The organism is Pantoea sp. PGP6 (genome assembly GCF_053474785.1).
This window is the reverse complement of sequence record NZ_JBQBMA010000001.1, coordinates 1,196,678-1,220,002: the sequence shown is the minus strand read 5'-3', so window position 1 is coordinate 1,220,002 and position 23,325 is coordinate 1,196,678. Positions and strand designations below refer to the sequence as shown.

Genomic DNA, 23,325 nt, shown 5'->3' with positions numbered 1-23,325 from the left:
TTGATCCGCGCTATCAGCCCTGTAGTATCGGTGAATTAACCTGCTGATTTGGAATTTGATCTTCGTCACATGTCGCTGCCACCCGTCGCCAATATTTTTACCGTCAGCCGTCTCAATACCACAGTGCGTCAGCTGCTGGAAAAAGAGATGGGCCTGGTCTGGCTGAGCGCCGAGATCTCCAACTTCACCCAACCCGCTTCCGGTCACTGGTACTTCACCCTGAAGGATGACGGCGCCCAGGTGCGCTGTGCCATGTTCCGCAACAGCAACCGTCGCGTCACCTTTCGTCCGCAGCATGGTCAGCAGGTGCTGGTTCGCGCCAACATCACGCTGTATGAGCCGCGCGGCGACTATCAGCTGATTATCGAAAGTATGCATCCGGCCGGTGAAGGTCTGCTGCAGCAGCAGTTTGAACTGCTGAAAGCGCGGCTGGCGACCGAAGGTTTGTTCGAACCACAGCATAAGCAACCGCTGCCCGATCCGGCGCGCCAGGTCGGCGTGATCACCTCTTCAACCGGCGCGGCGCTGCACGATGTGCTGCGGGTGCTGCATCGCCGCGATCCCTCATTGCCGGTAGTGATCTATCCCACTCCGGTTCAGGGTGTTGATGCGCCTGCCGCTATCGTCCGGGCGATTGAGATCGCTAACCAGCGTAATGAGTGCGACGTGTTAATTGTCGGCCGTGGCGGCGGCTCACTGGAAGATTTGTGGAGCTTTAACGACGAACGCGTCGCGCGGGCGATTTTTGCCAGCCGTATTCCGATCGTCAGCGCTGTCGGCCATGAAACTGACGTCACGATTGCCGATTTTGTGGCAGATTTGCGCGCGCCAACGCCTTCTGCCGCCGCCGAGATCGTCAGCCGTAATCAGCTTGAGCTGCTGCGTCAGCTGCAGTCACAGCAACAGCGGCTTGAGATGGCGATGGACTACTATCTGGCGCGCCAGCAGCGGCTCTACAGCCGGCTGGAGCACCGTCTGCAACAGCAGCATCCTCAGTTACGTCTCGCTCGCCAGCAGACCGCCCTGTTCCGCCTGCAGCAACGGCTGACTGACGCGATGGAAACCGGCTTGCGCCACGCCAGCCGGCAACAGGATCGCCTGACGCATCGGCTGACCGCGCAGCAGCCACAGCAGCGTCTGTTTGAAGCGCAGAAGCAGCTGCAAAGCTGGCACTATCGTCTGCAGCAGAGTATGCAGAAACAGCTGAACGCGGATAAACAGCAGTTCGGCCAACTGGTAGCGCAGCTGGAAGGCGTCAGTCCGTTAGCGACCCTGGCGCGCGGCTTCAGCGTCACTACCGATACTGCAGGTCAGGTTGTGAAAAAGACCCAGCAGCTGCAGAACGGCGATCTGCTGCGCACTCGCCTGGATGATGGCTGGGTCGAGAGTCAGGTAACCCAGCTGTTGCCGGAGAAAAAGCGCCGCCGCAAAGCCGCTTGCTGATCGCCCTGCTGGTGTCAGACCGTCAGTTCACCGGTTATCGTATCGCTTGTTATGGCATCAACGAGGTGTATCTTTACTGACCGGTCTATACTTTTTGGCACATCCCTGTTGCCAAGGAGTTTCACATGGCCTTTAGCGTTATTCCTCCCTATATCCTCCGCAAAATTATCGCGCACGGCTCCGGTCACCAGCAGGAACAGGCGCGCCGCACCCTGACCCATGTACAGCATCTGATGGCTGAACACTGGCAAAAGCCGGCCGTGGCGAAAACGGCAGCAGGCGGCCATGTGGATCGCGAAATTTATGATGCGCAAAACCAGCAAACCCTGCCCGGTAAGCTGATTCGTCAGGAAGGCCAGCCCGAAAACGGTGATGTCGCAGCCGGTGAAGCCTGGGATTATCTCGGCACCACCTATGACTTTTTCTGGCAGGCCTACCAGCGCAACTCGCTGGATAATCAGGGGCTGAAACTGCTCGGAACGGTCCATTACGGCGATAAATACCAGAACGCCTTCTGGAACGGTCAGCAAATGGTATTTGGTGATGGTGACGGCGAGATTTTTAATCGTTTTACCATCGCAATCGACGTGGTGGCGCACGAACTGACGCATGGCGTGACCGAGAATGAAGCCGGTCTGATCTACTTTGAGCAGGCGGGTGCGCTGAACGAGTCACTCTCCGATGTATTTGGCTCGCTGGTCAAACAGTTCAGTAAAAAACAGAGTGCCGATCAGGCTGACTGGATCATCGGTGAAGGCCTGCTGGCCAGCGGTATCAATGGCAAGGGGCTGCGGTCGATGTCTGCGCCCGGCACCGCGTATGACGACCCGATGCTGGGCAAAGATCCACAGCCGGCGCACATGGATCATTACGTTCAGACCCGCGAAGATAACGGCGGCGTGCACCTCAACTCCGGTATTCCTAACCGCGCCTTCTATCTGGCGGCGAAAGCGCTGGGCGGCTATGCGTGGGAGCTGGCGGGTCACGCCTGGTATGACACAATGTGCGACGATGAACTGCCGCAGGATGCCGATTTTAAAACCTTTGCCCGCTTTACCCTTCAGCATGGCGAAAAGCGCTTTAACCGTTCCGTTGCCAGCGCAATTGAGCAGGCGTGGAAAGAGGTCGGTGTGCTATGAGTGATCTGCCCGAACTCACCGATGACGCCACTATCATCGTGGCGCGTGAAGGAGGCCTCGCCTTTATGCCTGGCCTGCGCGCCGAACGCCGTTTTTCGCTGGGTGAACTGCCGCCGCCGGAAAAGCAGCGCGTCTGTCGTGCGCTTGAGCAGGCTATGCCGCTGGGCGAGCCGGAAGAGAAAGCGCCTGAGGTGGGACGTGGCGATCAACGCTATTTTCGCATTCAGATTCAGTATGCGACCCACCGCGAGGTCGGCACCATCGTGCTGTTGATTCCGGAACAGGTAGCGCCGCCAGAATTGCAGGCGCTGTGGCGTGATGGTGAATAAGCAAAAAAGGGCCGACAGTGTCGGCCCTGAGACAGCTGAATAATCTGATGTGAATCTGGCCGCAACCCATGAGCTTAAGATGCAGGGAATACAGTCAGAGGAGGAAAGCGTCCCGCGCCATGGACGTCGCGCGCCGGGCAGTCATGGATGTCGGTTTTGCGACTTTCCGATCTGACCGTGTTACCTGAGCTAAGCGGCCTTACAGCGAACCGGGCAACACTCTGCCAAAAAAAGGGCCGACAATGTCGGCCCTTTTCACAGCTGAACTTACTTGCTGTCTGGCAGCGCGTAAGCAATCACGTAATCACCGCGATCCGGCGACTGGCGTGCACCACCGGCAGAGATGAGGATGTACTGTTTGCCGGTTTTCGGCGAAACGTAGCTCATCGGGCCGCCCTGGCTGCCAACCGGCAGACGTGCTTTCCATACTTCTTTACCGGTTGAAGCATCAAAGGCGCGCAGGTAGTAATCCTGGGTACCGGCGATGAACACCAGCCCACCCTGAGTTGCCAGCGTACCGCCCAGCGTTGGCATACCAACCGGCATTTTCATGCGCATTTTGATGCCGAAAGGTCCGGTATCCTGCACGGTACCGACCGGCACCTGCCAGACGATTTTCTGGGTTTTCATGTCAATGGCCGACAGCGTACCAAACGGTGGCTTCTGGCAAGGAATGCCCAGCGGCGACATAAAGCGGTTTTTGTTCACCGCATACGGTGTGCCTTTCAGCGGCACCGCGCCCATACCGGTGTTGATCGCTTCACCACCGTTGCTGCCACGAGAAATCTTATTGGTGTCAGCCGGGATCATCTGTACCCACAGGCCGAGACGCATGTCATTGACGAACAGCAGATGGTTGTTCGGATCGGTCGACATGCTACCCCAGTTCATTCCGCCCAGCGAACCCGGGAAGCTCAGCGACTTATCGGTGTCCGGTACGGTGAACAGGCCATCATAACGCATCGATTTGAAGCCAATACGGCAGGCCAGCTGATCAAACGGCGTAGCACCCCACATGTCAGACTCTTTCAGCGTCTGGTTGCCAATCTGTGGCATACCGGTCGAATGAGGCTGGGTTTTGGTGTACTGCTCGTTCGGGATATGTCCCTGCGGCATCGGCAGCTCTTCGACTTTGGTCAGTGGCTTGCCGGTCATGCGATCGAGCACGAAGATCATGCCGGTTTTACCGCCAATCACCACCGCAGGTTTAGTTGTGCCATCCTTCAGCGGGAAATCGATCAGGCTTGGCTGCATCGGCAGGTCGAAGTCCCACAGATCGTTATGTACGGTCTGATAAACCCACTTCTCTTTACCGGTGGTAGCGTCCAGCGCCAGCACGGATGCGCCATATTTGTGATCCAGTTCGGTACGGTTCGCACCCCACAGATCGACAGATGAACTGCCCATCGGGATAAATACGGTGTTCATCGCCGGATCGTAAGACATCGGTGCCCACGAGTTCGGCGTACTGCGGGCGTACTCTTTGCCCGGCATTAACACCGCATTCGGATCGACATTACCCGGGTCAAACGCCCAGCGCATCTGACCGGTGATGACGTCAAAACCACGCAATACGCCACCCGGCATATCGGTCTGGACGTTGTCAGCGACGCGGCCGCCCACCACTACGGTGGTGCCTGCCAGCGTCGGTGCTGACGTCAGCTGATACTGCGGATCGGGCGCCTGGCCGAGACCGGCTTTCAGGTCAACGATACCGTGATTACCAAAGCTCTCACAGAACTCACCGTTGTCAGCGTTGATGGCGATCAGACGTGCATCGATGGTGTTCATCAGAATGCGGCGCTGACAGCTATCACCGGCTGGCAGCGTGACGGCCGGAACCGGCGTCGAGCCTGGCTGAGTTGGCTGCTGCAGCGGTTTAGTGGCATCGAAATAAGCCAGACCACGGCAGCGCGGCCAGACTTCCGCCTGGGCATTGATTTCGCGTTTCCAGATCTGCTTACCGCTGTCTGCCTCGACGGCAATAACATTGTTGTGCGGGGTGCAGAGATAGAGGGTATTACCCACCTGTAACGGGGTTTGCTGATCTTCCGCGCCGTTGCCGGTTGGGCTGTCCGGGATATCGCCGGTCCGGAAGGTCCAGGCGACCTGCAGATCTTTCACATTATCGCGGGTGATTTGGTCCAGCGCCACAAAGCGGCTGCCCTGTGGCGTGTTGCCATAGTTATCCCAGTCTTTCTGCTGTTTCGCTTTATCCACCGGAATCAGCGGCAGCTCTTCGCCTGAGAACGCGACGGTAGGATGGGGCTGAAACATCTGCACGAAAGTTACCACCATGCCGACTGCCAGCAGCGCAGAAAGCCCATAAGCGGGCTTTGCCAGCGAGCTTTTGCCTTCACGCTTACGCAGCGCAGGCCAGAGCAGGAAGGCGACGATCATCAGGCCGGTTGGCACCATCAGGCGCGAAACCAGCGGCCAGAACTCGATGCCAGCATCAAACAGCGACCAGATCAGGGTGCCGACAAACATCAGCAGAAACAGTACCACCGCCGATGATTTGCGACGGAAAAACTGAATTGCTGACAGAACGGTAACGATACCGGCAATCAGGAAGTACCAACTGCCGCCGAGGGCAACCAGTTTGCCGCCGCCTATCGCGAAGAACAGGCCGGTAGCCAGCAGCACCAGCCCGAGCAGCACGGATACTATTCCCAGCCCCTTAGCGGAGCGGGACGATGTTTCAGCCATAACACTAACTCTCCTGAATAAACAGAGCGTCCACGCCGGTTGCCGCCTGAACTGCGCAACCTTGTCAAAGGGACATGCGGAGTGCCGCACTGTTTCAAATCGAATATAAACAGACCCGCGTCCATGGAGAAAGCTGGACCGGAAAGACCTGGTGTGGCTGGCCCATCCCCACGACGCGGCAGGATTGTACCACCTGGTACATTACAGAGTGAACATCTATAACCCAGTTGTTACGCTGCAATAGCATTTTTGCTACAACAATTGTAGTGAATGCCGACGGCTTACGCCGGATCGCTGCCGCTTACTTAACGCTGTGGCTGAAACTCCACCCGCTTTTTCGAGATCAGGCCGTGTCCATGGTGACAAAAGTAGTCCACTGCGCCACAGGCAGAAAGCCGTTCCAGCGGCTGATGGCAATCCGGGCAGCATGCCTGCGCCGGCGTGTGAGCGCCACAACCGCTACAGATAAATTCGCCGTCGCTGAGCTGCAGCGGCTGCTGACAGTTTTCACAATTGATGGTCATGATTAGCCTCTTACTTAATATCAGGACAAAAAAAGAGGGCCTTCCGGCCCTCTTCCACTTAACGCTTATTTTTCTTCATATGCGCCATCAGACGCTTACGCTTACGCTGCTGCGTTGGCGTCAGCAGGTTGCGCTTACCTTCGTACGGGTTCTCACCCTCTTTGAACTGGATGCGAATCGGCGTTCCCATTACGTTCAGTGATTTACGGAAGTAGTTCATCAGGTAGCGTTTGTATGAGTCCGGCAGGTCTTTAACCTGGTTACCGTGGATCACCACAATCGGCGGATTATAACCACCAGCATGTGCATACTTCAGCTTAACGCGACGACCGCGAACCAATGGTGGCTGATGATCTTCGGCCGCCATGTTCATGATACGGGTCAGCATTGAAGTGTTCACACGTTTGGTTGAACAGTCATAGGCTTCGGTGACCGATTCAAACAGGTTGCCGACACCACTGCCGTGCAGCGCAGAGATGAAGTGGATGCGGGCGAAATCGATAAAGCCCAGACGATAGTCCAGCGTCTCTTTCACTTCATCACGGATTTCCTGCGACAGGCCATCCCACTTGTTGACCACAATCACCAGCGAGCGGCCACTGTTGAGGATGAAGCCCAGCAGCGACAGATCCTGATCGGAAATACCGGCACGCGCATCGATCACCAGCATAACTACGTTGGCATCTTCAATCGCCTGCAGCGTTTTGATCACCGAGAATTTCTCTACGGTATCAGAGATTTTGGCACGCTTGCGCACGCCCGCGGTGTCGATCAGCACATACTCGCGTCCATCACGTTCCATCGGAATATAGATGCTGTCGCGAGTGGTGCCCGGCATGTCGTAGACCACCACGCGATCTTCGCCGAGAATACGGTTAGTGAGCGTTGACTTACCTACGTTAGGACGACCGACAATCGCCAGCTTGATCGGCAAACCGGTCGGATCGAAGTTTTCTTCTTCCTCTGCGGCTTCCAGTTCAGCAGTCTGTTCGGCGTCGAGCGCACTCCAGTAAGCCTGGTTCTCTTCTTCTTCAGTGAGTTCGACCGGCTCAACTTTGTCCATCCACGGCAGCAGTGCCGTTTCGATCAGGCTGGTAACACCACGACCATGCGACGCCGCAATGGCATGGATCTCACCGAGGCCCAGTGAATAGAAATCCACCACCGCCTGATCGGGATCGAGTCCGTCGGTTTTATTCGCCACCAGGAAAGTGGCTTTCTGACGTGAACGCAGGTGCTTAGCAATTTGCTGATCGGCGGCCATCATTCCGGCACGCGCATCGACCATAAACAGCACCACATCCGCTTCTTCAATCGCCAGCAGTGACTGCTCGGCCATCCGCGTTTCGACACCCTCTTCGGTGCCGTCGATACCGCCGGTATCGATAACAATAAATTCGCGCCCTTCCACTTCGGCGCGACCATATTTGCGATCGCGAGTCAGTCCAGGAAAATCCGCTACCAGCGCATCACGAGTGCGGGTTAAACGGTTAAATAGCGTAGATTTTCCCACATTGGGACGCCCAACCAGCGCGACCACAGGTACCATAACAATGCCTCAATAAATAATTAATCGCCCGAATGGCGTGATTATAACGGCTCTGGCCGTTAAGTTCAGGCTGAAGGCGCAAAGAATACCATGCCTGACTAAAAACGAAACGGCCCCTGATTAAATCAGGAGCCGTCAGAACGGAGGATTTCACCTGCCAGACGTTTACCCGTTAGCGGGTAATCGCATAAACCTCACCATCTTTCGACTGGATCAGCAGCTTATCGCTGGCGACCACCGGCTCAGTCTGGAAGCCGGAGCTGTCCAGTTTCTGCTGCGCGACGAAACGACCATCGGTGGTGTTCAGCCAGTGCAGATAACCTTCGCTATCGCCGACCACCAGGTAGCCGTTGTAGAGCACCGGTGAGGTCAGATTACGGTGCAGCAGATCGCTCTGGCGCCAGATTGCCACGCCGCCATCGGCGTTAAGCGCAATCACCCGATCATCCTGATCGACCAGATAGATGCGGCCCGCATCAACAATCAGATCTTTTACGCCGCCGATTTCGCGTTTCCACAAAATCTGACCGGAACGCAGGTCCAGCGCCGTGAGATCGCCGTTATAGGCCAGTGCGTAAACCACACCGTTGACGATAACCGGTGTAGTATCGACGTCATTCAAACGATCGATCTCAGTCGCGCCGCTGACCTGGGAAATACGCTGCTGCCAGATCAGTTGTCCCTGATTCAGGATAACCGCACTGACGCGGCCATTGTCGCCACCGACGATGGCGCCGCCAAAAGCGACCGCAGGCGCAGATTCACCACGCAGTGACAACGCTGGCATATCCAGGTTGACGCTCCACTTGATAGCGCCGCTGCTCTGATCCAGTCCCTGCAACATCCCGTTGCTGGTGTGTACCAGTACCAGGCCGTCGCTGACCACCGGACGAGAAAGTGCTTCACCCGCCACTTTGGTCTGCCAGGCCAGGCTGCCATCGCTGCTGTTCAGCGCATAAATCTGACCGCGCTCGCTGCCGACATAGAGACGATCGCCGTCCGCCGTCAGGCCGCCCGATAACAGGGCTGAGCGATTTTTCGAGAAGAAGCCGGTTTTCTCAGAGAGATCGACTTTCCATTTTTCTTTACCGTCGGCGGCGTCCAGCGCTTTTACGATACCGAAGCGATCGGCCGCAAATACGGTGGTGTCCTGCCAGGCGGGATGCAGGTTGGAGTAGAAATCACCGACGCCATCTCCCACCGAGGTGCTCCACACTTCCTGTGGCGTGAACTGATTTTCCACCTGAGGCAATGGGGCCATTTTTACTACATCTTCTTCGCCGCTAAACAGCGAACAACCGCTGAGCAAAGTGACTGAAATCAGCCCCGGCAGCAGGTATTTACGTAATTCCATGCGCTCTCTCTTGACTGGCTTAGCTTAAGTTATTCATCTTCATCTGCATCATTTGCTTCAATGCCGGAGAGGCGTCAGATTCAACCCCTTTGCTCCATGCATCGCGCGCGCCCTGCTTGTCGCCTTTGCTCAGCAGCGCTTCACCACGGATATCGGCCACAATGGCTGTCCAGCCATCACCCTTCACAGCGTCAAGGGTTTTAAGTGCCGCATCAGCATGATTCTGTTGCAGTTGAATGCGTGCCAGGCGCAGGTTAATCACCGCCTGCAGGTTGGCATCTTTGGTATCTTTCAGGCCGTTTTGCAGCAGCGTCGCGGCTTTGTCCAGCTGGTTGGTATCAACATACTTTTTTGCCAGATCCATCGCGGCCAGCGCACCGTAGGTGTTGCTGTTTTCATTGGCAAAGGTGTTAACCGCTTCCAGCGTTTCTGGCTTGCCCGCCTGCATGGCGCTGGTGAGCTGCTGATACTGCGCCGATACTGATTTCGCCGCATCTTCCTGATGACTGGCCCAGTAACGCCAGCCGCCAAGCGCAGCAATGCCGATCACTACGCCAACCGCTAACGCTTTGCCGTTATTGGCAAAAAAGCGACGCAGCGCATCGGTCTGCTCGTTCTCATTGCTATACACTTCCACGCAATCCCTCTCCTTTCTATGGTTGGTGCTGCGCCACGCTTACTGCAACAGCGTGCGCAAAACAGCAGCAGCCTCTGCCTGAGCCAGCGTTTGCTGCTCGCCACGGCGTAGATCTTTAATCACGACCTGTCCGGCCTTCACTTCATCCTCGCCTAACACCAGCGCGACGCGAGCGCCCCACTTGTCAGCACGGGCAAACTGCTTTTTGAAGTTGCCGCCGCCGAAGTTAGTCATCAACCGCAGTTCTGGCGCTTCATCACGCAGTTTCTCCGCCAGTTGCATGGCTGCAGACTGCACGCCCTGACCCGAAGCGATTACATAGACATCCACATTGCTCGTCGGTTCAAAATCGGGATTCACCGCCTGAACCAGCAGCACCAGACGTTCCATGCCCATAGCAAAACCTACGGCTGGGGTTGCGCGTCCGCCGAGCTGTTCAACCAGGCCATCATAGCGTCCGCCACCGCACACCGTGCCCTGTGAACCGAGGCTGTCGGTCACCCACTCAATCACCGTGCGATTGTAGTAATCAAGCCCGCGCACCAGGCGCTGGTTGATGGTGTAGGCGATACCGGCGTCATCCAGCAGTGCGCACAGGCCGTTGAAATGCTCGCGTGATTCGTCATCAAGATAGTCGCCGAGCTGCGGCGCATCGTTCAGCAGTTGCTGAATATCAGGATTTTTACTGTCCAGCACTCGCATCGGGTTACTGTACATGCGGCGTTTGCAATCCTCATCCAGCACCTCTTTATGCTGCTCAAGGAAAGCCACCAGCGCATCGCGGTAGCGAGCACGGGCTTCAAGGGAGCCAATGGAGTTCAGTTCAAGGCGAACGTGATCGGCGATGCCCAACGCTTTCCACCAGCGCGCGTTCAGCATGATCAATTCAGCATCGATATCCGGGCCCTGCAGGCCAAACACTTCGACGCCCATCTGGTAAAACTGACGGTAGCGGCCCTTCTGTGGACGCTCATAGCGGAACATCGGGCCCATGTACCACAGCCGCTGTTCCTGGTTGTAGAGTAAACCGTGTTCGATACCGGCTCGCACACAGCCTGCGGTTCCTTCCGGACGCAGCGTCAGGCTTTCGCCGTTGCGGTCCTCAAAGGTGTACATCTCTTTTTCAACCACATCGGTGACTTCACCGATGGCGCGTTTAAACAGCGGGGTCTGCTCCACCAGCGGTAAGCGAATTTCGCTGTAACCGTAGCTCGCCAGCGTCTGCTTGAGAACGCCTTCAATCCGTTGCCAGATGGCGGTATCCGCAGGCAGGTAATCGTTCATCCCGCGAATCGCCTGAATATTCTTCGCCACGTTAGAATCTCTTAATGCAAAAAAACCTGTCCGGCATCATACCTTATGAGGATGAAACCGCACAGGTTCAGTCAAAAAAGTCACGCACGCAGGCCGCGCACGCCATTATTTTTCCAGATGCTGCACATCAATACGGCGCGTGGCATCAAGCATCGATGCTTTGGCACGAATACGCGCTTCCAGCTGATCGATCATATCGTTGTTGTCGAGACGATCGCGCTGACGCACGCCATCTTCGTAGAAGCCACTTTTCTTGTTGCCGCCGGTGACGCCCAGCGTAGAGATGGTCGCTTCGCCCGGTCCGTTAACCACACAGCCGATAATGGAGACATCCATCGGCGTGATGATATCTTCCAGACGCTGTTCCAGCGCAGTAACAGTGCCGATTACGTCAAACTCCTGACGTGAACAGGTAGGACAGGCGATGAAGTTGATGCCACGCGAACGAATGCGCAGTGACTTCAGAATATCAAAACCGACCTTCACTTCTTCGATCGGATCGGCCGCCAGCGAGATACGCAGCGTGTCACCAATCCCTTCGGACAGCAGTAAACCGAGCCCAATGGCGGATTTTACCGCACCGGCTCGCGCCCCGCCCGCTTCGGTAATACCGAGGTGCAGCGGCTGCTCAATCTGCTTCGCCAGCAGACGATACGATTCGACCGCCAGGAAGACGTCCGACGCTTTTACGCTGACTTTGAACTGATCAAAGTTAAGGCGATCGAGGTGATCGACATGGCGCATCGCCGACTCAAGCAGTGCCTGTGGCGTCGGCTCGCCATATTTTTCCTGCAGATCTTTTTCCAGCGAACCGGCGTTTACGCCAATCCGGATCGGAATATTGTTGTCGCGTGCGCAGTCGACCACCATGCGGATACGCTCGTTATTGCCGATGTTGCCGGGATTAATCCGCAGGCAATCAACGCCATATTCGGCCACTTTCAACGCGATGCGGTAGTCAAAATGGATATCGGCCACCAGCGGGACGTTCACCTGCTGTTTAATCAGTCTGAATGCTTCTGCTGCATCCATCGTCGGCACCGAGATGCGGACGATATCGACACCGACGCGCTCAAGGGCTTTGATCTGATTTACCGTCGCCGCCACGTCTGTGGTGCGGGTGTTCGTCATCGACTGAACAGCGATTGGCGCGCCGTCACCGACTGGCACCTTGCCGACGTAAATGCGTTTGGATTTACGGCGGATAATGGGTGCTTCGTTATGCATATTTCTTCTCCACAATTGCCCGGTACGCGATACGCTGTTATTGCGCACCCAACGTCAGGCGAGCAACCTGGTTATTACGGATAAAACGACTTAAATCAACGGGCTGATTCTGATATTGCACCTGAACCGCGGAAGGAGCGCCAATTTTCAGACGATACGGAGCGGTTCCTGCGAGACTGAGTTTACCACCGCTGCGCTGCAAGCCGCTGAACAGTTTTTTACCGGTTGCATCGCTAACTTCCAGCCAGCAGTCGGCATTAAAGGTCATCACCACCGCGTTTGGATCGCCAGCGGGTTCACTGACCGCTGCTGCGCCGACCGGCATCTGCGGTGCGGTGCTGGCCGCCGGAGCGGCCGCGCTGGTGTCTACCGGTGCCTGGCTGGGCGATACCACCGCATTACTGGTGTTGTCTGACTGAGCAGCAGGCGCGGTATTGCTGGCACTGGCGGCCGGGGCCGTCGTGGCTGGCGTGCTGGTGCCGGCAGCGCTGTTATCTGCTGCTGGCGGGGTGTTGCTTTCATCCGGCGCAGCCGGGGCGGTGCTGTCACCGCTCGACTCCCCCAGCGGAATAGACTGACCGTCACCGCTGCTGCCATTCTGATCGGCCATCGACACCAGATCGTCCTGCGAGGCTTTGTGATTCTGCCACCACCAGGCACCCGTCAGACCGACCACCACAAACAGCACCAGCCAGGTGAAAATCATCAACCAGCCGTCACGCTTTTTGCGGCGCTTACCCAGCGAGAAACTTTGCATCGGTTCGATTTTTGCAGCACGAACCGGCGTCTGTTTCGCCATCATTGGCAGCAATTCCTCTTCAGGAATATGCACCAGTCGCGCGTAGGAGCGAATGTAGCCGCGCAGGAAAGTAGAGGCCAAATCAGCAGGCGATTTGTCTTCTTCAATGTCACGCACGGTAGAAAGTTTCAGACACAGGCGTTCAGCGACGTTCTGCTGCGTCAGTCCCAGCTGCTCACGGGCCAGACGCAGGCGTTCACCTGTTGAATGTACTGCAGAATTCTCTTGAGTGGCTTCAGTATTCATTAGCTAAATAACGCTGGTACTGTATCGATTGCGGAAAACGTCGCGCTAACCGGTCGCCATAACGTGAAACGTCAGCGGCATTTCCCTGTAGCGCGGCGAAACGTAAGTGTAACGCCAGACTGCGTGCCGTTTCGGGCCGCTGTTGCTGGTATATATCGAGCAAAATCTGCGCGTTAGCCAGTTGATTATCGGCCATCAGCTTTTCAGCTTCAGCCAGCACTGCCCCGGCTTTGCGATCGTCCGTCTCAATGGCCTGCCGCAATTCACGGCGCGCGGCGGCAAAATCGCCTGCCTGCAGATAACAAAATCCCGCCAGTTCAAGCGCATCGATCCGGGCGTCAATCTGCTGCGCATCACCTGCCCGACTAAACTGTTGATGCGCTTCGCCATACTGCCTTAAAGCGCAAAGAAACGCACCGTAATTGTTAGCGACAAAACCATTCAACGGCGCCTGCTGCTGCGCCAGTTGATAGTGGGCCCGCGCTGCCGCGCGGTTACCCCGCTTCTGTGCCAGTCGGGCCAGTGCCAGCGAGACCCGATAATCATCCGGTGCCGCCGCCTGCGCCCGCAGGAAATTGCGCTCTGCTGCCGCCTCATCGCCGCCCGCCAGATAGTGCATCCCTAACTGTAGACGCAGTTCCGACGCGCCGGGTGACTGCGTCTGGCTGACACACCCGCTTACAACAAACAGGGCCAGTAAAATCCCCGGTAATCCCTTACTCATCATCGTTTCCATCCGGTTGACGTTAGCAGCGTACAGCCTGCCACGCGCGTCACCCTCAGGAAACGTTAACGGTCAGCCTTTCAGAGCGCTTTCACAGATATCGCTTCACCGGCCATCTTTTTGCGCAGGGTACGTTTGGTACGGTCGATAACTTCACCTGCCAGCTGACCGCAGGCGGCATCAATATCGTCGCCACGGGTTTTACGCACGATAGTGGTGAAACCGTAGTCCATCAGCACTTTAGAGAAGCGATCGATGCGGCTGTTAGAGCTGCGGCCGTACGGTGCGCCCGGGAAGGGGTTCCACGGAATCAGGTTGATTTTGCACGGCGTATCTTTCAGCAATGCGGCAAGCTCATGCGCATCGTCAGTGCTGTCATTGACATGATCCAGCAACACGTACTCGATGGTGACGCGACCCTGGTTGGCATTCGACTTACCAATGTAGCGTTTCACCGCCGCCAGGAAGGTTTCGATATTGTATTTTTTGTTGATCGGGACGATGTCGTCACGCAACTTGTCGTTCGGCGCGTGCAGCGAGATCGCCAGCGCGACGTCAATCATATCGCCCAGTTTGTCGAGCGCAGGCACGACGCCAGAGGTCGAAAGGGTCACACGACGCTTCGATAAACCGAAACCGAAGTCATCCAGCATGATCTCCATGGCGGGCACCACGTTATTGAGGTTGAGCAGTGGCTCACCCATGCCCATCATCACCACGTTGGTGATGGGACGCTGGCCGGTGATTTTGGCCGCGCCGACAATTTTCGCCGCGCGCCATACCTGACCAATAATTTCTGAAACCCGCAGGTTACGGTTAAAGCCCTGCTGAGCGGTCGAACAGAATTTACACTCCAGCGCACAGCCCACCTGTGAAGAGACGCACAGCGTGGCGCGGTCGCCTTCCGGGATGTAGACGGTTTCCACCAGCTGATCGCCAACGCGGATCGCCCATTTAATGGTGCCATCGGTGGAGCGCATCTCTTCCGCCACTTCCGGGGCGCGGATTTCCGTCAGCTCCATCAGCCGGGTACGCAGCTTTTTGTTGATGTCGGTCATCTGCTCGAAGTCATCGCAGCAGTAGTGATAGATCCACTTCATGACCTGGTCAGCGCGGAACGGCTTTTCGCCGAGCGACAGGAAGAATTCGCGCATCTGCTGACGGTTGAGATCCAGCAGGTTAATTTTTTGGCTCTTGGGGGAAACAACAATCGGGGATGCGGACGCGGACGTCACAATCTGTTCGGACATAATGTTCTCTGGCCTCGTTGTTACACGTTATGGCGCTGTTCATGAATAGGTAAAAAAATGCGCCTTCATCAAGCGGAGTTAATGAAGGCGCAATATTGTACAACATCTGCGGCCTGATAACAGGCGGGAGTCGCCTCCCTCAGGCAGATTTTTGTAAAGCCAGCCGGTGGTTTATCGCCAGGCGATTAACGGGTACGCGGGCAGATTTCGTTTTCGCCGAAGAAGTAGGCGATTTCACGGGCAGCAGATTCTGCAGAATCTGAACCGTGGGTCGCGTTCTCGGTGAAGCTGTCAGCGTAGTCAGCACGCAGGGTGCCGGCCAGTGCGTTTGCCGGGTTAGTCGCACCCATCAGGTCACGGTGACGCTGAACGGCGTTTTCGCCTTCCAGTACAGAAACCACTACCGGACCAGAGGTCATGAATTCAACCAGACCGTCGAAGAATGGCTTGCCCTGATGTTCAGCGTAGAAACCTTCAGCCTGCTCTTTGCTCAGCTGCAGCATTTTTGCGCCAACGATTTTGAAGCCTGCGCTTTCAAAACGGTTGTAGATGGCACCGATCACGTTTTTAGCGACGGCGTTTGGCTTGATGATAGAAAAAGTACGTTCGATTGCCATGATGACCTCTGTCTTGACGACCTGAAGAAACCGGGGGCGCACGCCCCGGCTAAGAAACGGCGCCGATTATAGGGGCAGAGCCTGGCGTTGCCTATCAGAGATCCGCAATTTATTGAAAAATCTTGATCTGAATCGAAGCAAAGCGGGCGCAACTCTGATTTAGCGTAAAAAAGCATCACAGGCGGCTGAAGGTGACGGTGGCCAGTTGACCCGCTTCATCCATCACCACCAGCTGATAGTCGCCCGGACGATCGAGATGCAGCGACAGTGTGCCGTTCTGGCCTGGCTGTGGCTGACCGTTGAGAAACCACCAGCGCGCGGTGCCTTGTCCACCCTGCACCGCCACCGGCAGTACCAGGACCGGATTGCCCGGCAGCGGCTGCACCCGCTGTCCGTCAATCACGCCGGTAACGATCAGCGGTGCGCTGCTGCCCTGCTCCAACGGCGGACAGTGCGGATCGATTGGCGGTAAGCGCTGCGCCCGTCGTTCCTGCGGCGGCAGCCAGGCCTCCAGCGGCAGCGGCCACATCAGGCGTTCACGGCTGCTGGCCTGTGGGCAATCCGCCGCCACCCGCAATCCCCGGTCGTTTTGCCAGTAGCGTAACCGCAAGCCGCTGAGGCTCTCCTGCCCGGCGGCCAGCAGCGTGGGCGGCAGCGTGTCGTTGAGCACCCAGCTCTGCCGCCGCTGCCGGCAATTCTGATCGCCCACCGGCAGTGGCTGGCCGCCAGGCCAGCAGATAGCGGCAACCGTTACCGAGGCTGAACGCGGATCGGCAGGCCATTCCTGCCCGGCTAAGCGGCTCATCAGGATGCTGTTAATCTGATTCATCACCGGTACCGCCGAGGCCACGCCTGACTGACCGGCCACCGGCGTCGCATCCGGTCGTCCGACCCAGACGCCAATCAGGTAGCGCGGATTCACTGCAACCGCCCAGGCATCGCGGTAGCCGTAGCTGGTGCCGGTTTTCCACGCCAGCGGAACCACCGCCGGTTCGCTGCCGTTAGCCGCTGGCTGCGCCTCGCCTGCCAGAATGCGGCGGATAATCCATGCCGCGCCAGGCGACAGTAGCGGTCGCTGCTGCAACGGCTGATCGAGCATCCAGCGCAGCTGACCGGCGTTGCCGTGACGGGCAAAGGCACTGTAAGCCGCTACCACTTCGTCCATTCTCGCCCCGGTGCCCCCGAGGATCAGCGACAGATTAGGCCCCGAACCGGCTGGAAAACGTAAATTGAGCCCGACATTACGCAGACGGGCCGCCACATTTTTGGGTCCCAGCGCCTCCAGTAGCTGAACGGCAGGCAGGTTAAGTGAGCGCACTAACGCCTCGCTGGCGCTGACCGGGCCATGAAAACCGCTGTCGAAATTCCCCGGCCGGTAGTCGCCGACGCGACGCGGTACATCCTGCAACAGTGATTCTGCATGGATCAGGCCATCATCGAGCGCCATGCCATAGACAAAGGGTTTTAACACCGAGCCGGGCGACCGCACGCTGGCGATCATATCCACCTGACCAAAGCGGCTGTCATCGCCAAAGTCGGCGGAACCGACATATCCCTGTACCGCCATGGTGGTGTGATCGACTACCAGCACCGCCAGCGAGGTGCGCGGTGGAAGCTGGCTTTTAATGTTCAGCGCCATGCTTTCCAGCTGACGCTGCAACGACGGATCGAGGGTCGAGACAATCTTTTCACGGTCGCTGATCGACAGCAGACGCCGGGCCAGTAAGGGCGCCATCTGTGGCATCTGTCTCGGCGGAAGCCAGACCGGCTCCTGTCGGATTTCAGCCACCTGCTGAGGCGACCAGACGCGGTACTGCGCCAGCCGATCCAGCACTTTGTTGCGGGCGGCTTCGGCCCGCGCCGGCCAGCGATCCGGCCGTAACCGGCTGGGAGCCTGTGGCAACACCGCCAGCAAGGCGGCCTCGCCGCGGGTCAGCTCAGCGGGCGATTTGCCCAGCCAGCTCCAGCTTGCGGCGCCGACGCCTTCCAGCGTGCCGCCAAACGGTGCCCGGTTGAGGTAGAGAGTCAGGATATCGCGTTTGGAAAGGTGCCACTCCAGCTGCAGCGCACGCCAGGCCTGAATCAGCTTGCCCTTTAGCGTCCGCGGCTGGGGGTCAATAAGCCGTGCCACCTGCATAGTTAAGGTGCTGCCACCGGAAATCACGCTACGGTGCCGCAGATCCTGCCAGGCGGCGCGCAGCAGGGCCAGCGGATTGACGCCAGGGTGATACCAGAACCAGCGATCTTCGTAAGTCAGTAATGCCTGCAGGTAAGCGGGCGAAACCTCTTCTGGCGTGACCGGATAGCGCCAGATCCCCTGACGATCGGCGAAGCGCCACAGCGGCGTACCGTCGGCGGCCACCACCACGCGCGCTGGCTGTGGTTGCTTAAGCGGTAACGGAGAGAGCCGATCCAGCCCCCACAGAGCCAGCAGCAACATCAGTAAAAAAAGCGGCAGCGCCAGCCACCGCTTTTTAGCCGTTCGGATGTTCAACACCCTGCCATCCGCTTACCGGACATTCATCGGCGGCGGCGTACTGCCGATGGCGTGCCACTCAGGAACATACATCGATTCCACCTGCGGCGGTGGCATCCGGTAAGTGCCTGGCGTGACGGCCCGCGCCAGATAGATCAGCGTCGCAGGACGATAGCTATCAACGGCCAGCGCAGCGACAAAGCGATCGTCACGGAACTCAATATGCCGGAGGTTAACCTGCTGCATATCCATCATGCTCTCTTTTAACGCATCCGCGCTGTCACCCAGGCTGGCGCTGCTGTCGGCCAGATTCTGATTTTCCAGCTCCAGTCCGGCAGGCAGTAAATCCACCACCAGCGCATCGCTGATGTCACGTCTGGCTGAAACGGTCAGACGTACCACCAGCAGCTCGCCGCTGCGCAGCTGGCTGAGATCGGCAGCTTTGCCGTCGAGGGTGAAGTACTCCCGTTTGATCGCCAGCTGCTGACTGACCGGCGCTGGCGGGCTCAGCGGATACCCCACCACGTTCAGGTTGCCATACAGGGCCGCCGGGCCCGGATTACTTATCGTCACGCCCTGCGTCAGCTGCTGAGCATCCAGTCCGCTGTTTAACGGCGCATGGCCGGTTACCGGTTGCGGCTTGCCCACGATGTTCGCCTGCCAGCTCTGGCCCTGAGCCGTTTGCAAGGTGCGCGCAGCCAGATAGAGCGCGTTATTCTCCTGCGTCGAGAACCCGCGTTTACCATTAAGCTCTTTCGACAGCGACAGCAGCAGGCTGTTTTGCAGATCCGGTTGCAGCTGGTTTTCCGCTAACAGCGCAATCATCATGCCCTGATCGCGTACCGTGCTGCCGTAGTCCCCAATCCAGCTATCGTCAGGGCGCGTCAGGCTGGCAGCCTGCGCGACCGCCAGCTGCGACCGCTGCGCATCCCCCATCAGCTTCAGCGCCACCCCGAGCTGCATCAGCGCCAGCCCCGATCGGCTCTGATCACGCTTTTCATACAGCGCTCGCAGGGCACCCAGCGGCGCGCGCTGCTGCCGCGCCAGTACCAGGCCGGCGTAGGCCTGCACGCTGAAGCGCAATGCGTCAGGCTGGTTACTGCCGCTGGCAGTGATCTGCGCCGGGTCCTGTAAGTAGCGCAGCAGCCGGGCATTGGCACGGGCGATCAGGTCGTCAGGCAACGCATAACCCGCCTCGCTGGCACGCAGCAGAAAATCGGTCACGTAAGCGGTTAACCAGAACTCCTCTTCGCTCTGTTTACCCCATAAACCGAAGCTGCCGTCCGCGCGCTGCATGCCTGCCAGCCGGGCGATGCCGGTATCCACCGCCGCCCGCCGCGCCTCATCAGTGCTGGTTTTAATTCCCATCGCACTGAGCTGCGCCTGGCTGGTGTAGAGCGAAGGCCACAGGCCGCTGGCGGTCTGCTCCAGACAACCGTAAGGATAGGCATACAGCGCGCTGATATAGCTGGCGAGATTTAACGGCGGCCGATTACTCAGCGTCAGTTGCCCGGTCAGCGTCTGGCTGTCGAGACCGGTAAACGCCGCGGCCGCCACCTGCCACGGCCGATCGGGGGTAATCACCGCATCAAAATTGAGGGTCTGGGCAGGATAAGGCGGCCTGACGCCGATCTTCCACTGCTGTTTGCTGGGCCGTAGCTGCTCGCTAGGCAGATTCAGTCCGCTGATCTGCACCGCGACCTCACCGTCGCCAAAACCGTTTTTCGCCGTCACCGGTATCTGCAGGGTAGTGCGAGCGCCTTTTGCCAGACTGATAGTCTGACTGGCGGCCCCCGTCAGTCCGATCAGGCCACTGGCTGCCACATCCACTTTCAGAGTCTGTGGCAGATCGGTCAGGTTGGTAACGTCCAGCGCCAGGGAGGCCTGGTCGCCGCTGGCAAGAAAGCGCGGTGTCGCCAGTTCACTGACCAGCGGCGCTGCCACCACCACTTTGCGCTCTGCAACGCCGAAGCTGTCGTCACTCCAGGCCTGCGCCATTAGTCGCAGCTCACCGTTAAACGCCGGGATCGGCAGCGTAAGGGTACCTTTGCCCTCTTTATCCAGCGTCACAACCTGTAATTGCTGCGCCACAATATTGACGTGGGTAACCGGCTTTTTACCACCGCGCGTATTGGAAGGATCTTCGCCATCACCGCCAAAGCGCAGCGTCGCCAGTCGCCCCCCGCCCTCAATCAGCTGGCCGAACACGTCATACTGATCGACGTTATAGCGTTTACGACCGAAAAACGCCTGCCACGGGTCGGGCGTCTGGTAATCGGTCACGCTCAGCACGCCACTGTCGACCGCCGACAGCAGCACCTGCACCTTCTCAGGCAGGGGGCCGCCATCGCGGCTGGCCTGCACTTTCACCGTCAGGTTCTGCTCAGGCCGGAGGGTGGCGGACGTATCCAGCGTCAGATTGAGTCGCCGCGCCTCGGTCGCCATTGGCAGATGCAGCAGTCCGACCGCGCGTTTTGGCGTCGCCCCGCTGACCTTATCGCCGTCGCGCACCACGATGGCACTAAAGTAGAGATCGTGACGCTGCCAGCTGTCGGCAATCGGCACGTCAACCTGGGTGCCACCCTGTGGCACGGTTAACGGCTGCCACCACAGCGTACCGCTGCTCGACTCCACCATCAGATAGCCTTTACCGGCTGTCGGAGACTCCACCTGCAGATGCACCGTTTCGCCAGGCTGATACGCCGCTTTATCCAGCTTCAGTTTTACCTGATCCGGGCGCAGTGCCCCGGTGCCATTGGTATTATCCTGCCAGTCATAACCCGCCTGAAAACGTACGCTGCTGACGATCTTTTCGCCCGCCTGCACCTCAAGCCGGTAACTGCCCCACTCGACCGGGAAGCCCACCTTGCTGCTGCCGCCCGCCGGCAGAGTGATCACGCGTTCATCTTCCTGCAGGTCTTTGGCATCGTAACGCGACTGCCAGCCTTCGCTGTCAGAAAAGCTCCAGTAGTAATCGCGCCGTTCGCGGATTAATCGCACCACCAGTTTGTCAGCCGCCAGCTTTACGCCCTGGCTGTTGGCATAAACGAGGTCAAACTCTGCCAGGCTGTTTTCCGGCACGGTAGGCTCGTCGTGATAGCTGTCACTGCGGTAGTCATACACCGCTTTACTGGCAAACAGCGGACGAATACCGGGCAGTGCCTCGGCTGGCCAGATGGCGGTCGTGGCACGGCGGGTAACCGGCCGCCCACCGGTTTCCAGCAGGCTGGCCTGCAGAATCAGATTGAGCGGTGAATGCAATTGATCCCACTGATTATCGACCGTGAGCCGGGCCTTGCCGTTGGCATCCAGCTTCAGATCGACTTCATCCAGCGTGCGCCTGAGGCCCTGCTCGGTGATATCACCAAACTGGTAACCCGGCAGAGCAGCGACCGCCTCCCGCGCCGGGCGCAGATAAAGCTCACCCTGCAACGCGTTACCGGCTGCCGGGGCGCCATACAGGTAACGGCCCTCAATATCGAAGGCGATATCAGCATCGGCAGGTTGCGGCTGAGGATCGGTTTTCAGGGTCAACGCCATGCGTTCCGGCAGAAAATCCTCGACGTGGAACGTCCATTGCCGCTTCAGGTTGTCACCGGTATTCAGCCGCAGCTGCCAGTCACCGGTCATCGACGCGTCGGGCAGCGTGAACCGCTGCTGATAAAAACCGTCCTGCGGCTGCCAGACAAAGGTACGCATCACCTGACCATCGGGCTGGACCAGCTCGGCTTTCACCGGCTGGGCCGGCAGCGGTTTGCCGTCGGCATCCCGTAATAGCGCATTGACGATCACCGTTTCGCCCGGGCGATAGATATCCCGTGGACCAAACACAAACAGCTGTTTGTCATAGCCCTGCGGCCCGGTCACCGGAAACTCGGCCAGATCCAGTGCCGGACGCGCCAGATCGATCAGCGAGGTCTGCTCGCCCTGCATCGCCAGCAGTAACCGACCCTTCTCATCCGCCTTCAGGCGCAGATGCCCGTTGCTGTCGCTGGTGCCGCTTTGCAGTACCTGGCCTTTTTCGTTCAGCAGCCTGACGCTGACGTCAGCAAGCGGCTTGCCGTTTTCCAGGCTCTGGGCGAACAGTTCAAGCTGCGTGGGAAAGCGATGCAGTGACAGTCCAATATCGCTCAGGGTAAACAGCGTGGCAGGCATGCTGTAGTGATAGGTGCCCGCCTGTTTCATCACCGCCAGATAGACGCCCGGCTGCTGCAGCGGGGTAATATCCTGTAGCGGCAACTGCAGCTTTTCACGGGTATTACGTGCCGGGTTGAGTTCAAAACGTCCGCTATAAACCAGCTGACTGCTTTTCAGTAACGACTGAGATTGCCAGCTTGAGAGGTTATTGCCGTCATTCCATTCGGCAAGAAACGCCGCCAGACCGGCATTTTTTATCCGGAAAAAATCCACATCCACCTGGTCGATATTCAGCGCCAGCACCGGTAACCCCTGAGTGAGACGCAGCGGCAGCAGCGAGCCACGGCTGGCAAAACCGACCATCGGTTCGATATCACGGGTAGTGATTTTTTTGCTGAAGCCGGCCGCCAGCGTCTCTCCGCTGGCCGCACGCAATCCCGCTTCTACCGTAACGGTAAACTGACGCGACGGCTGGGGATGGCGAAAGCGCAGCGCTTTGCGGTTGTCAGACAGCTCCCAGCCACCGTCAACCTGACCCAGTTTATCGTCGGTCAGCCTGACTTTTTGCGTCAGATCCTGTTTATCATCCAGCGGCTGATTAAAGGTTAAGACCAGCGCGGCGGCGCCATCAAGCTGAAGCTCAGAGAGGTCGAGGAGAGTCAGCGGTTTGCTGACCTGCGTGGCAGTCGTTTCCGCTGCGCTGACAGTGAAAACCGGCACGGCTGCCGTCGCCAGCAGCGAGCCGCCGATCAGCAGGCCGATCAGCAGTCGGTTAATGCGTTTTTTCATGGTAAATCCTTCACCGGGCCCCAGGGGAGTTGTTTTATAACGCTGCGCAATTTCATCTCAAT

The 23,325-nt window shown here is 58.1% G+C and carries 16 protein-coding genes; 3 read left to right on the top strand and 13 right to left on the bottom strand.

Annotated features, from left to right (window positions below):
* Positions 1-69 precede the first annotated feature (69 nt).
* The 3 genes from xseA to ACLIBF_RS05870 all read left to right on the top strand — a co-directional run bounded on the left by xseA (position 70) and on the right by ACLIBF_RS05870 (position 2,911).
* Positions 70-1,443: an exodeoxyribonuclease VII large subunit gene (gene xseA / locus ACLIBF_RS05880; protein WP_448309476.1), complete on the top strand. Its 1,374-nt coding sequence runs from the start codon at positions 70-72 to the stop codon at positions 1,441-1,443.
* 125 nt (positions 1,444-1,568) lie between these two features.
* Positions 1,569-2,582 carry a M4 family metallopeptidase gene (locus tag ACLIBF_RS05875; protein WP_031376476.1) on the top strand — a complete coding sequence of 338 codons (1,014 nt, stop codon included), beginning with the start codon at positions 1,569-1,571 and terminating at the stop codon, positions 2,580-2,582.
* Entirely contained in the window at positions 2,579-2,911 is a 333-nt protein-coding gene (locus ACLIBF_RS05870; protein WP_031376477.1) for a protealysin inhibitor emfourin, read from the top strand. The genes ACLIBF_RS05875 and ACLIBF_RS05870 overlap by 4 nt, the downstream gene beginning before the upstream one ends.
* 267 nt (positions 2,912-3,178) lie before the next feature.
* On the opposite strand, the gene ACLIBF_RS05865 is transcribed toward ACLIBF_RS05870, so the two are convergent.
* From ACLIBF_RS05865 to ACLIBF_RS05805, 13 genes are all read right to left on the bottom strand, one after another.
* Complete coding sequence (locus ACLIBF_RS05865; protein ID WP_031376478.1) at positions 3,179-5,620, bottom strand: glucose/quinate/shikimate family membrane-bound PQQ-dependent dehydrogenase; 2,442 nt, start codon at positions 5,618-5,620, stop codon at positions 3,179-3,181.
* A 305-nt stretch (positions 5,621-5,925) separates the two neighbouring features.
* Positions 5,926-6,144: a zinc ribbon domain-containing protein gene (locus ACLIBF_RS05860; protein ID WP_031376479.1), complete on the bottom strand. Its 219-nt coding sequence runs from the start codon at positions 6,142-6,144 to the stop codon at positions 5,926-5,928.
* Between the two features lie 58 nt (positions 6,145-6,202).
* Positions 6,203-7,693 (bottom strand): ribosome biogenesis GTPase Der, encoded by a 1,491-nt coding sequence (gene der / locus ACLIBF_RS05855; protein WP_031376480.1) that lies wholly within the window; start codon positions 7,691-7,693, stop codon positions 6,203-6,205.
* A 172-nt stretch (positions 7,694-7,865) separates the two neighbouring features.
* Positions 7,866-9,047, bottom strand: a complete 1,182-nt coding sequence (gene bamB / locus ACLIBF_RS05850) for an outer membrane protein assembly factor BamB (protein WP_031376481.1) — start codon at positions 9,045-9,047, stop codon at positions 7,866-7,868.
* A gap of 19 nt (positions 9,048-9,066) precedes the next feature.
* Positions 9,067-9,684 (bottom strand): YfgM family protein, encoded by a 618-nt coding sequence (locus ACLIBF_RS05845; RefSeq protein WP_279809779.1) that lies wholly within the window; start codon positions 9,682-9,684, stop codon positions 9,067-9,069.
* 39 nt (positions 9,685-9,723) lie between these two features.
* Positions 9,724-10,998: a histidine--tRNA ligase gene (gene hisS, locus ACLIBF_RS05840; protein WP_031376483.1), complete on the bottom strand. Its 1,275-nt coding sequence runs from the start codon at positions 10,996-10,998 to the stop codon at positions 9,724-9,726.
* Positions 10,999-11,103: 105 nt separating this feature from the next.
* Complete coding sequence (gene ispG, locus ACLIBF_RS05835; RefSeq protein WP_448309475.1) at positions 11,104-12,225, bottom strand: flavodoxin-dependent (E)-4-hydroxy-3-methylbut-2-enyl-diphosphate synthase; 1,122 nt, start codon at positions 12,223-12,225, stop codon at positions 11,104-11,106.
* Between the two features lie 37 nt (positions 12,226-12,262).
* Entirely contained in the window at positions 12,263-13,270 is a 1,008-nt protein-coding gene (gene rodZ, locus ACLIBF_RS05830; RefSeq protein ID WP_046288172.1) for a cytoskeleton protein RodZ, read from the bottom strand.
* A complete protein-coding gene (pilW, locus tag ACLIBF_RS05825) occupies positions 13,260-13,994 on the bottom strand; it encodes a type IV pilus biogenesis/stability protein PilW (RefSeq protein WP_031377787.1) in 735 nt (244 codons plus the stop codon). The genes rodZ and pilW overlap by 11 nt, the downstream gene beginning before the upstream one ends.
* Positions 13,995-14,074: 80 nt before the next feature.
* Positions 14,075-15,244 carry a bifunctional tRNA (adenosine(37)-C2)-methyltransferase TrmG/ribosomal RNA large subunit methyltransferase RlmN gene (locus ACLIBF_RS05820; protein WP_031377788.1) on the bottom strand — a complete coding sequence of 390 codons (1,170 nt, stop codon included), beginning with the start codon at positions 15,242-15,244 and terminating at the stop codon, positions 14,075-14,077.
* A gap of 185 nt (positions 15,245-15,429) precedes the next feature.
* Entirely contained in the window at positions 15,430-15,861 is a 432-nt protein-coding gene (gene ndk / locus ACLIBF_RS05815; RefSeq protein WP_003848684.1) for a nucleoside-diphosphate kinase, read from the bottom strand.
* A gap of 175 nt (positions 15,862-16,036) precedes the next feature.
* A complete protein-coding gene (gene pbpC / locus ACLIBF_RS05810) occupies positions 16,037-18,358 on the bottom strand; it encodes a peptidoglycan glycosyltransferase PbpC (protein WP_279809781.1) in 2,322 nt (773 codons plus the stop codon).
* A 12-nt stretch (positions 18,359-18,370) separates the two neighbouring features.
* Positions 18,371-23,263, bottom strand: a complete 4,893-nt coding sequence (locus tag ACLIBF_RS05805; protein WP_448309474.1) for an alpha-2-macroglobulin family protein — start codon at positions 23,261-23,263, stop codon at positions 18,371-18,373.
* Positions 23,264-23,325 lie beyond the last annotated feature (62 nt).